The organism is Arcanobacterium buesumense (assembly GCF_012563545.1).
Classification (GTDB): Bacteria; Actinomycetota; Actinomycetes; order Actinomycetales; family Actinomycetaceae; genus Arcanobacterium; species Arcanobacterium buesumense.
Genome location: NZ_CP050804.1, coordinates 1,049,460 through 1,061,452 on the forward strand (window position 1 = coordinate 1,049,460; position 11,993 = coordinate 1,061,452).

Annotated in this window: 5 protein-coding genes; 2 read left to right on the forward strand and 3 right to left on the reverse strand. The window is 47.8% G+C overall.

The features are described from left to right. Positions 1 to 25: 25 nt before the first annotated feature. Entirely contained in the window at positions 26 to 643 is a 618-nt protein-coding gene (locus HC352_RS04780) for a hypothetical protein (protein WP_168917823.1), read from the reverse strand. 201 nt (positions 644 to 844) lie between these two features. Continuing rightward, on the reverse strand, positions 845 to 7,561 hold the full coding sequence (gene pulA / locus HC352_RS04785) for a pullulanase-type alpha-1,6-glucosidase (RefSeq protein WP_211080622.1): 6,717 nt from the start codon (positions 7,559 to 7,561) through the stop codon (positions 845 to 847). Positions 7,562 to 7,976: 415 nt separating this feature from the next. Here pulA and HC352_RS04790 point away from each other — a divergent pair, with 415 nt between their 5' ends. Next, complete coding sequence (locus HC352_RS04790; RefSeq protein WP_168917824.1) at positions 7,977 to 8,831, forward strand: hypothetical protein; 855 nt, start codon at positions 7,977 to 7,979, stop codon at positions 8,829 to 8,831. Further along, positions 8,818 to 9,432: an ATP-binding cassette domain-containing protein gene (locus HC352_RS04795; protein ID WP_168917825.1), complete on the forward strand. Its 615-nt coding sequence runs from the start codon at positions 8,818 to 8,820 to the stop codon at positions 9,430 to 9,432. The genes HC352_RS04790 and HC352_RS04795 overlap by 14 nt, the downstream gene beginning before the upstream one ends. 177 nt (positions 9,433 to 9,609) lie before the next feature. Here HC352_RS04795 and HC352_RS04800 read toward each other — a convergent pair whose 3' ends face one another. After that, the gene (locus HC352_RS04800) at positions 9,610 to 11,931 is read right to left on the reverse strand and encodes an alpha/beta fold hydrolase (RefSeq protein WP_168917826.1); all 2,322 of its coding nucleotides are present in this window, start codon (positions 11,929 to 11,931) and stop codon (positions 9,610 to 9,612) included. Positions 11,932 to 11,993 lie beyond the last annotated feature (62 nt).

The following is an 11,993-nucleotide window of genomic DNA, read 5'->3' on the forward strand; positions in this document are numbered from 1 at the left end:
ACGGCGAGATTTTGTGCACGAAAGTCTACTGCCACACTTCGCGCGGTAACGTCCGGGCTACTGACTCTAAGGTTGCCACGTATGTGTTAAGACGCTCAACAATATCTGCTTGGCCGTGTTGAGTTGGGAACATAGCCACCAGATGCTCGCCGTTAAAATAGATACTATCAAGAGATTCCCATTCACTAATGGCGCTACGAATCTCCTTCGTCAAATAATCTGGAGCTCTCCCAATAGCAGTTTGTACCTCGAAACTTTCATTCCACCGTTCAATGAGTGCTTCTGCCAACTCAGCAGTTGCCCCATCTGAACGTTGAGCTAACTCTAAGGACACATACAAGCGGTCGCCCTCTGACGATTGCACTGTTACTGCTTTCCAGGCGTCACAGCTAATACCTTGGACCCCAACTTCACCAGCATCGACTGGCCACATCTCCCCTGGTGTATCTGATCCGAGCAAGAATGACGTCACCTCGTCAACTTGGGGGCGAACTTTCCAGCCATGTTTCTTCATTGTCGCGGTTACCTTAGCTTCGTCATCCCATGCGCCTTGGTGCTGAGAACCGAAAATAGCGTAAACAATACCGCCTACAATAACGACAAAAAAGAGAATAGTGATTCCTGGCATCACATATGAACCCATAACAACAACTTTCCGTTAATGCTTTAAAACATTCCGTTTCATTCACAATAACGCATAAATTTTCTATTCCCAATATCTACAGCTGTGAATGAACACGTCGGGTAACAATTGACACAAACAGGACGGACCTGGTGATAACAGAAGTTGTTACCAGGTCCGTCCTGTGTTCTCATACGTTCTACTCGTTAGCTGTCTAGGCACTCAGCTTTGCTTCTTATGAGTGCGGATCAGCAATACTCCGAGTCCAAGCAGTGATGAAGCCACCATGACCAGCCACAAAGCCTGGACACCAGTACGCGAGAGTTCCTCAGCTTGTTGCCCCATCATCTGATCCTTAACTACAGGATCTGACGGTGTAGGTTGCTCAGGATCCGGGTTAGGTTCAGGATCTGGACCAGGCTGCGGCGCAGGATCCGGCTGAGGTTCAGGATCCGGCTGAGGTTCAGGATCCGGGTTAGGCTCTGGATCCGGGCCAGGCTGAGGTTCAGGATCCACTGGTTTCCCCACAACATGGTAAACGCGTTCACCCGTCGCACTATTACCAGCTGTATCAAAAACTGTGTAAGTGACAATAAACTGACCTGGGCTATCTGTTGAGGCTCCGGCCTGGAGTTGCGTTGAAATTTGCAGATCAACATCAACGTTATCGGTTGCCGTAACGCCTTGCAGCATCTGTTCCGCGGAAGGTAAAGCGTCACCTACAGTCAACGTCATCTCTGCTGGCTCAATGGTGAGAACTGGTGATTCCGTATCTTCCGGGGATTGATCGATGATCGTGTAGGTACGAATCACCGGTAGCGATTCATTTCCAGCTTGATCATGGACCGTGTATGTCACTTTATATTTGGCTGGCGTTTCCGTAGATATCGCGTCAACCAGTGTAACGACGTCGTTATCAATCTTTTCCACCTTCGTCATGATAACGCTTGGGTCAAGAACGCCATCAACGTCGTCGCTGGCAGAAACCCCGTCCAAAAGTGACGGAACATCCGCACCAACATTCAAAGTCACATCAGTTGGGTCAACACTCACTACAGGCAGAACAGTATCTTCAATTTCTTCTTGTTTATCAATCAAAACTGCAACTGTCCGAGCCGGAATCGAAATCTTGCCTTCGTCCTTGTTCCACATCGTCTGTTTAACAACCTCATCGACTCCGTTAGTTTGGATGTCAGATAGCTGATAGTCCAAACCTTTCAATTCGGCAATTGACTTTTCCTTCGTCTGCGGTGTGGCGTTGAAAACCACAAGGACGTCAGAAACTGCCGGATCAATATCCCCGTTGAAGGCCTTATTTGCCAGCCCCATTGTTTGCAAGAAGTGGCGCATCACCGGCATTCCGATAGATGTTTGTGCCGGCAACGGATCACTAATGCGCATCATAATCATGCCCGGGTCAGCCAAAGATCCGGCATCAGGGAATGTCACGCGTTCCTTAATTAGATCCGCTGATCCCAACGTAAACAATGGCGATGAGGAACGTAGCTTCAGCAGTTCTTGCGCTTGTGCACTCGCCGATTGCATCGCTTCTGGGGTAGGTTTCAATGACGAATCTCGTAACAGTGGCGCCATATTGTTCCACTGCGCTTTATTGTCGCGTTCTGGTGGCAATCCGATACCAAAGTTGTTGGTTTGCAAACTCCAATCAATCTGGTTGAAGTAATCACCAGAATTATAGGAATTACGATCCAACGACTTCGAGCGCAAAATATCTGTCCCGCCGTGCCAGAACATTGGCGACTGGCCCAAGGTAACTGTAGCTAGAGACAGCGTATTCATGCGTACTCGATCTGGCATCGAGGTATCTTGTGGAAGACCAAAGACGTTCACGTCATATAAGGTCTCATTGTCGTGCGCATCAACATAGTTCACTGACTCGTATGGCTGCGAGGCAAAACCTGCCGGCTGGCCGCCGTATTCAATATGATCGCCACGCGTCCACTTTCCATCAGAGGTGTAGAACTCGTAGTCGCGCAGGTTACCTGCCAAGCCGAGTCGAATCAGATCAGTCTTCTGCTTGAGTGTGTCATGGGCAGAATTGTCATTGACATTATGCGAATTTGGTGCAGTTGCAAGCCCGTTACCAAAGCCCTGCTCAAACTTGTTATCACCATGGCCGTGGACACCGTCACGCAAACGATCGTTAAACGAACCGATTCCGGTACCATCAAGGTTTCCTTGGCGGGCCTGGGTGAAGCGAGTATCATTGGCAACCGAACCAAAGTTCCAGCCCTCGCCGTATAGGTACATCTTCTTGCCGTCGATGCCGTCCTTTTCAACAGTGAGTTCGTCCAAAGCGCTACGCACTTTTTCCATCGTGTCACGTGAGTGGAAGCCCATCAGGTCGAAGCGGAAACCATCAACCTTGTAGAGTTTCGCCCAGGAAACAATCGAATCAATCATGTGGTCTTCAGCCATCTTGTGTTCGGTTGCAACCTCAGAACAACACGGTGTGGCAAGTGTCTTGCCTTTCATGTCCAGGCGATAGTAGTAGCCAGGCACGATTCGATCAAATGTCGACTTTTCGTATTGCGCTGAGGAATACGTGTGGTTATAGACCTGATCGAGAATAACTTGGTAGCCTGCCTTGTGTAGTCCGGCTACCATTTGCCGGTACTCCATTGTGCGCTTACCACCGTATTGATTCTCCGCTGTCGCATAAGATCCTTCTGGTGCTGCGTAATGATACGGATCATAGCCCCAATTAAAACCATCATTTTCCGCTACAGCCATCACAGCTTCTTGCTGTTGTTGAGAGCCCGGTTCAGCTTGCGGAACCTGAGGATATTGTTGATCTTCCCGACGCTCAGGAACAGAGCCGATGTCATTAGTTGGCAGTAGATGAATCGTGTTCATCCCGGCATCAGCTAGCTCTTTCAAATGCTTCATACCAGCAGAGTTTTCTTCACCGAAAGCAGCATAGGTGCCACGCTTGGATTCAGGAACCGTTTGATCAGCGACCGAGAAATCCCGGACATGAAGTTCATAAATTGCGTGCTTTGCAAAGTTATCGAGCTCCGGTGCCGTGCCTGGCCAGCCTTCGGGTGCAAATTCCTTGTCCGTTAAATCAACAATCACCGAGTGAGTAGAATCAGTGGCCAGAGCTACCGAGTTTGGATCAGTAACGATGTTGTGTTGTATCGTTTCTGCCTTGTCAGCTTGGTCTTGTTGGCTCATCACCGTAGCGATTTCCGGAACATAGACTTCGACGTCGTATCGGTAAGGTCGATTCTTCCATTCAGCCTGACCAGTAATCGTCCAGGAACCGTCGTCTTGGCGCTTCATTTGATGTTCGACGAAGGTGCTTCCAACAACTCCATCGTCACCTGGCTCGTCAAAGAGTTGAAGGGTGACAGATTTCGCGGTTGGCGCCCACAATGACAACGTAGGTTGATCGCCGTCGAAAGACACTCCTTGACCGCGCTGGGCAGCTTCATCAGCGTATAGCGAGTCCAAGACGCGTGGTATTTGCACGCCTCCTGCATAAAGCGGAATACCGCGCGGATTGGTATAAACTACCAGCAACTGTCCGGTAAGTACCTGCTCAATATCTGCAATAGATGTAGCTGGATGCAAGGCCGTATAGTCACGCAACTGCGGATCGTTCTTCTTCAACTGAGCAGATAGCCCCCGCGGATCTTTGATCAGTTCAACATGACCATCGGCGCCTTGGATACCGTTCTCTGTTGTTATTCCACCGGTAGCAGACCAGTAAAGTTGCCAGGTGCCGTCGTCACCTAAAGTTGTGGGCCACGCGAAAGTATCGCGGTCCAACCAGTGCGTTTGGTACTCAATATACTTCGTAGGATCAACAGAGGTAATCGTTAGCGTGCCCTTATGCGTATCCAACGTAAAACGCGTCATCTTGTTTTCTTGAGCAGTGAAGCTACAGTTGCCACCTTGGCATCCAATCTCGCCATTGCCCCACATAAAGTTCTTCGCGGCCTTAACCTCATGGTTACCTGTCGGAATGTCAAGGGTCTCGAAAATGAAGATGCCGTCATTATCAGGATCGGCCATCAGTGTTGCAGTACAGGCTGGATCCCAATTTCCGCCTTCTACTCCGCCAGTACAGCCTAAGGATTTGTTAAACGTGCCCGGCAGTGTCCAACTGTCTCGTTGAGCAGTGTTATAGAACTCGTGGGTATCTGGGTTGTAGAAGAACGTCACCTTTTGAGCAGAGCCAAGACTATAATGAGAGTCTTGTCCGCCTTCTGCTGACGAAACACCGCGTACACCGCCCTTTTCTCCATACGATTCGTCCCATTTACCATTTAACGAGACTTTATAGTCATATTCACCCGCAGGTAAATTGTATGATGCCGTGTACCAGCCTGATACTGGGTCAAGCTTGAGTTCGGCTTGTGGGCAGTCCTGCTTCCAGATACCAGAACAACCCATTGCGACATTGTGAGTTCCTGGGATAAAGACCCGGTTAGCAAGCGGGTTGTCTTCTACTGCCCCGATCTCGCTCTGATCTAAATTAACAGAAGCATACGAACTAGTAGCTACTTTTTGTCCAGTCGCATCAACACTCACCGCGCGATATTCGACGAGGGTACCTGGCTTGATACCATCAACATCATGGAAGACACGTGGTTTATCACTCGTTGCGACTCCCAAATTATGCCATTGGTCTTCACCAATCACACGCCATGCGAAAGAAGTTTCCGTCCAGCGGTGAGCAGCCACATTTGCTTTAACTTCAGCTAGTGCAGATGTCACTGTTGGCTGTCCATCCAGTGCGCGAGGTTTTGCCTGCACTGATTGCAGTTTTTCTGGTGTCAGAGTCATATTTGAATTATCGGCACCATCGATTGTGGTATTGGCACGATAAACAACTGCGCCAAAGGCGGGAACCGTGATCTCAACTTTATCGGAAGAATCCACCGGGGTTTGCGTCCCATAAAGAGCTTCGTAGTGAGCGTTGCTAGTCAGTGTTGGGAAAGAAGCCGTCTTGTTTTCGTTGGTGTTATTTACCGCAACTATATGCTCAATTTTCTCGGTGCGATCTACCCGAGCAAATGCATATATGCCCGGACCTTGATCTGCGTACAGCTCCACTTGCGCACCACCATTTAATGCAGGATAGTCTCTGCGAAGCTTGGCAACATTTTTGATTTTTGTGTACACCGGAGCTGATTGATTATAGTGATCGCCCTGCCCTAGCATTGTTCCATCAACAAGTTGTTGATTCTGGTAGTCCGCCACTTTCGTAGCAAATAACGATTGACGGGCATCTTTATCTGCTCCACTGCCGACAAAACCTTGCTCGTCTCCGTAGTACACAACAGGTTGTCCGCGAGTAAGGAACATAAGCTCATGTCCAAGAATTTCGCGCTGTAGAACATTATCTTTTCCTTGGAGTAGGAAACCAATACGTCCCATATCGTGATTACCAAGGAAGGTTGGCATATCTCCAGCCGCCGAATGAGGTGTGGTGTAGAGATCGTCAGCCGCATATATTCCACTTAACCTTTGTGCGCTTCCGCCTTTGAGGTAGTCTAATGCCGAATTTTGCCATCCAAAGTCAAGGGTGGCATCCATATCGGTATTACGTGCGTAAGGCGCTAAGTCTTGCGCGTCAAAGTTATAGACTTCGCCGAACATGAAGAATTTCTCGTTCGTAGCATTGTCTTTAATGTTCTTCGTCCATTGCTTCCAGAATGGGAAATTGACGTGCTTAGCCGTATCAATACGGAATCCATCAACACCAAAGTTAGCCCACGTCGTATATATGTCAGTCATCGCGGAGACAACTTTGGGATTTTCAGTCATGAGGTCATCGAGCGTGTAGAAGTCTCCAAAAGTGAAGTCTTCTCCACCACTTTCCCATGTCCCGTTTCCACGATTATGGTACAGCGTCACATCACTAAGTTCGTCTGGAACGATATTTCCTACTCGTTTAGGGATGTAAGGGAAGGAAGTACGTGAATCTAACTGCGGGAAAGTTGATTTTCCGGCATGTTCAGTAATATCGAAAACATTTCCTTGAGCATCTTTATATGGGAATTGCGCGATGGACTTGTATGGAACATTTCCATTGTTTTCAAATCCCTCGAATTGGACCAAATCAGCGGTATGGTTGACGATAATGTCGAAATACACCTTGATGTCACGGGCATGCGCTTCATCAATAAGCGCTTTGAGTTCATCATTTGTGCCAAGGTGAGGATCAATTTGGGTGAAGTCCGTAATCCAGTAGCCGTGGTATCCAGCGCTCGCATCATTGCCGGTTCCTTGTACAGGCTGGTTCTTGAACGACGGCGTTAGCCATATAGCGCTCATTCTCAAGTTTTGAATGTAATCGAGTTTTGCACGTAACCCTGCAATGTCACCGCCGTGGTAGAAGGCCTTATCGGTTGGGTCGAAACCGGATTGCATTCGGTCATCACCCAAGCCGGCCTTGTCGTTTTCGATATTTCCGTTATAAAAGCGATCAGTAAGCACGAAATAGAAGTTTTCGCCTGTTCCGTTACGAACAGGCGTTTGAATCAACGCATCGTCGGCAGATGAGTAGGGTTTTTCTGGGCGATCTAGTTTCAACCCAACGTGCCCGGTGCGGGTATCGAGCTGAAAAGTGACGTCGGTATCTGCTTCAACAGTGATAGCCATATTGCCGTCCACATTGGAATACCAGTTTTCATCGGCTTTGATTTTGTATTCCCATGATCCTGCGGGGACAGTGAGCGCCTTCTGATATACCTCTGGTTGTTCGACGCTGTTTTCCATCTCAGTATCGGTACACTCTTTTGCCCAATTAGCACAGTGTGTGTTTTGAGATAAAAAATCCCCGGTGACAATAACTGATACCGGAGCAGCATACGCAGGTATCGCAACTAGTGTTGCGCAGAAGAGAACAGCCGTTGATATAACAGCTACGATCGACTTCGGTATCCTCAGCCTTGTTTGCTTCATTGAAAACTCCTTGTAACCGCAGGCGCGTTATCCTGCAGTCTATCCGTCCAGCCGAAGTAATCTGCATTGATTACTCGCGCTGATGTTGAATCTAATCCTACGTAAAAAAATTGATTATGCAAAGGCTTTCTGCAAATTTCAGTACATGTCTTGGCGCTTATACCGGATAACTTTCGCAATCTTGCCATAAGCGCTATATAAACACAGATCCATTGATACAATTTTGTGGATTGATTTTCTTTCTCGGAATCAAAAAATTCTCTCTATCGACTACTTAACTCAAGGAGCTCACGAGTTCATGGAGCAAAAGATTCACCCCTTACGCGACGCTATTCATAGTAGCTAGTGGGCTACGCGCGATGCGTTTCGAGTTTTCCCTGCCCTGACAGCTGGCGCATGGTTGCCATGCTTAGTCATGATGGCCATTCCGTCACTGCAGGTATGGTCAGTTCGTTGGGTCGGTGGGCAACTTGCTCTTGATAGCCACCGCTCCCGGCTGTTTATTTGTTTTGTTATTGCAGCCTCCGCTACCCTTCTTGGGTTGGCATCGAGCTTATCGTCAAGCATAAACCGAATCTTACAAATGGATTTGCGTGCGCATTACGGTGCGAAGTTTTCTGCCACGGTAGATCATCTCACCCCAGCACAAACCTTAGACAATTCATTTATGAGTAAGGTCCGTGCTACCCGCGAAGCAATCCCATTCAATGTGGCCTGGCAGGCCACGTCAACAATCACTGTTGTTAGTTCGATTATTGCCATGATGCTTCTTGGCGCATCGCTATGGTCTATAAATCCCTGGGCGGCAATTCTTATTATTGCTGCTTTGCTACCAGACCTGTTGCTTTACTCCAAGTTAGCTCACGTGGAAAACGATGTTTGGCAAGAAGCTGGCCCGGTCACTCGCCGCATTGATTACCTTGAACAGCTCCAAGATTTCACACCGTCGTCCACGGAGATGGCGGCAAACCCGGGATCCTTCGGTATTCCAACGGAACTCAACCACCAGCATAGTCGGTATGCGAATTTATGGAACCGGGTGCCGCAGGCATCAATACAGCTAACTATTGCGGCGAATATAGTGGTGTTTGTGCTGATGTTTGGCGCACTTTATATTGTTCTGCAGTCTGATTCGACGGTGAACGACGTCGTTGCAGCAATGCTCGGAATGCTCTCTGGACTATCGGTAACTCGCAATGTTGGTTCGGCTTTTGGTGAACTGATGGCATCTGTTCCATTGATAAAGGCATACAGCTTTGCAGGACATTAACTTAAGCATTGAGCCGGGCAGTGTGGTGGCATTCCTTGGTGAAAACGGTTGCGGAAAAACGACCTTGGTAAAGTTGCTTGCCGGATTGCTCGAACCAGATACCGGCACCGTTACCGTGCATGGCCCACATGCGCAATCGAGTGCAACCTCTGACCGGCAAGCCTCCACCTCGATGGTTTTCCAAGATTTCACCAAACTGGAATTAACTGTGCGGGATTTTGTTGATCCGGCAGGCAAGGAAAGCGATGACGCCATCCAAGACGCGTTAACACGTGCCCGTGCCTGGGATTTTATTCAGCAATTGCCAGATGGAATCAACGCACAATTAGGACCGCAATGGGATGGAAGTGGACTTTCTGGCGGGCAATGGCAACGCCTTGCCTTAGCGCGGACTTTTCTATCGGGCGCACCGATATGGATTCTCGATGAACCAACGGCTACTGTCGATGTCCAAGCAGAGGCTGCGATCTATGAAGACGTGCTACACCAACGCCCTGCAGGCACCACAGTCATCATCATTACCCACCGCCCACAAACACTGACCGATGTGGATGCAATAATCTATCTAGAAAACGGGCATATCATCAACACCGTTTCATAATCCTCAATAGCTACCCGTGCATACAGTTTGCATTTTTACACCAATAACATGTCTTTTACAACGAACCTAGCTGAATACGCAAACTCTATGCACATATACCCGCGCGTTATAACGCGCGGGTATATGTTTCTGGTGCCAGCTAGTATAGCTGGCACCAGAAATGCATCGTTTGCGGAATTAGTTATGTGCTCTCCGGCGTAGCAAGACTAGACCGCTCAACACCATTGCAGATGCGATAAGCACCAGAAGGCCAGATGCGATTCCAGTCATAGCAAGATTGTTTCCAACAACTTTCGGATTTTCTGGAGTTTGTTCGGAAACTGTAGTGTTAGTGTCACTTTGCCCTGAAGAATCAGAACCATTTGGCGTTTGATCTGTTCCTACACCGCCATTATCTGACTGAGCGTGATCGTCATCCACACCATCATTATCCGGCTGAGCGTGATCGTCATTCGTGGAATCATTGGTACTATCACTCACCGAATCATCAGCATCATTATTCTCAGAATCATCGCTGTTACCTGACGTGGTAGTGTCGTCAGAATCTGCATCCTGATCACCACTGGATTTTGCACCTTTAACCACAGCACAGATTCCGTTAGTACCATCCTCGGCCGGCAGATTGCCAGTAGTTAAGAACGTAATCATAATGTCCGTGGCACACTGATACCGGTCAAATGATGCATGCCCAGAAGCGGCCACTTTTACGAGGTCGCCACCAATCCTTTCCTGCACATCGATCGCATTTTGAATAGGAGTAGCTGGATCTTGAACATTCGCAACGATTAAGGAAGCCGGGTGTTCTGGCAAGCTATCGTCAACTTTTAGTTGTCCCTCAAATGGCCACCGATCACATGTACCAAGGCTTGCGAAATTGCGGTAGGGCTCTCCAGGATCAACAAACGGGGCTGCATCGTAATACCAATTTTCTACTTTAGTTGCGTTTTCAAGGCTGGCACCTTTCGGATTTGCCATATCTGCACAGTTAATTGCATTGAATGCAGAACGCGCATAGGTACTTTCTCCACTATAATTTGAATAAAATCCGATGATACTTCCAGCCAATGAGAAATCTGTGGCAGCTTCATCTGGATGATCTAGAACTTGTTCAGCCAAGGATGTAAGGAACGAGTTGAGATGCTTCCAATTCGGCTTCCCTGCATAAAGCATTCCGCGCACAGAAGTTTTGAGAGTAAAGAAACTATACCCAGTATCTTGTCTCATTCCCTCGTATTTGATTGGCTTTGTAAGTAGTGGCCGAATAAGGTTTTGCATTTGCTTGGTGTACACCGAAATCTCTGGAGAATCATCAGCTAAATCCCCTTCATTCGGCTGCAATTCTGGACGCGCTAACGCGCACTCTTCGCCGTACTCCGTGTGGCACCACTGCGCGAACTCCTCAAAAGAACTCTGGAAACCTGCTCCCTGTTCAAGATAATGGGCATTTTGGTCACGCAACTGTTGCTCGCTTAGTGCAGAAGTTTTCTCAGCTTCAGTTGGAGCTTTACCCTTATGCGGATCCAAAACAGCATCATAAACAAAACGGCCAACATTTTGCGGGAATGTCTGAGCGTAAATATAGCCAAGTTTCGTTCCATAAGAAACGCCCATATAGTTCAGTTTTTCATCGCCTACCACGCTACGTAGAATATCCATATCACGTGCCGCAGCCTCAGTTGTCATATTCCGTAAAAAGTTGGCGCGAGCGACTTTATCTAGTCCCAAGTATTTTCCAGAATACTCAAAACATGAGTTCACATATTTTTGCCCATACAGACTGTCTTTTTCGTTTTCTATTGCGGCATCTTCACTATAGACACGGTAATCAAACACATTCTTTTGGCTAGTTGAGCATTGTGCGAAAGGTAGCGTTCCTAAAGTGCCCATTTGATGCCCTGCAACACCGCGCTGATCAATGGCCACTAAATCGTAATTTTCATTGAGCTTATGATAGGTTTCAGAAAAAATATTATCTATCATCAGGTAGTTAGTCGTCGAGTGACCTGGACCGCCATAATTGAAAACTATTGAACCTTGCGAGTTGCCGGAACGAGCACTAGCTCGATAATACCCAAGAGCCATATCGCCATTTTCCGGGTGTTGATAGTCAATCGGAACAATTAACCAACCACACTGATGACCTTCGTCTAGAGCTTCAACTGCTGGAGTAACACATTCCGTAGAAATAATTTTTTGCTCATAATATTTTTCTAGTCCCGAAGGTACTAATCCAGTAGCCTGACCACCAGCTTGAGGCGATTTGACCCGAAACGTACCATCTGCAGATTGCTCGAGCGCCGTGGCGTCTTTAACAAGAGTTCCACCAGCATAAACATTCTCCGAAAAATCTGACAGCGAGTACTCATCTGGTTCAGCACTCACAACAACTGCCGGTTCATCACCAGAAGTTTCTCCCGCAGTAGCGAATGCGAATACTGGGCTAAACAATGACAAACTAGCAAGCATGCCAATAGCTGAAAGGAAACGCTTATGGCGCATAAAAACTCCTACTATTTCTTGACTCAATTACACCAATTGTGTCAGACTTCTTTCACTAAATC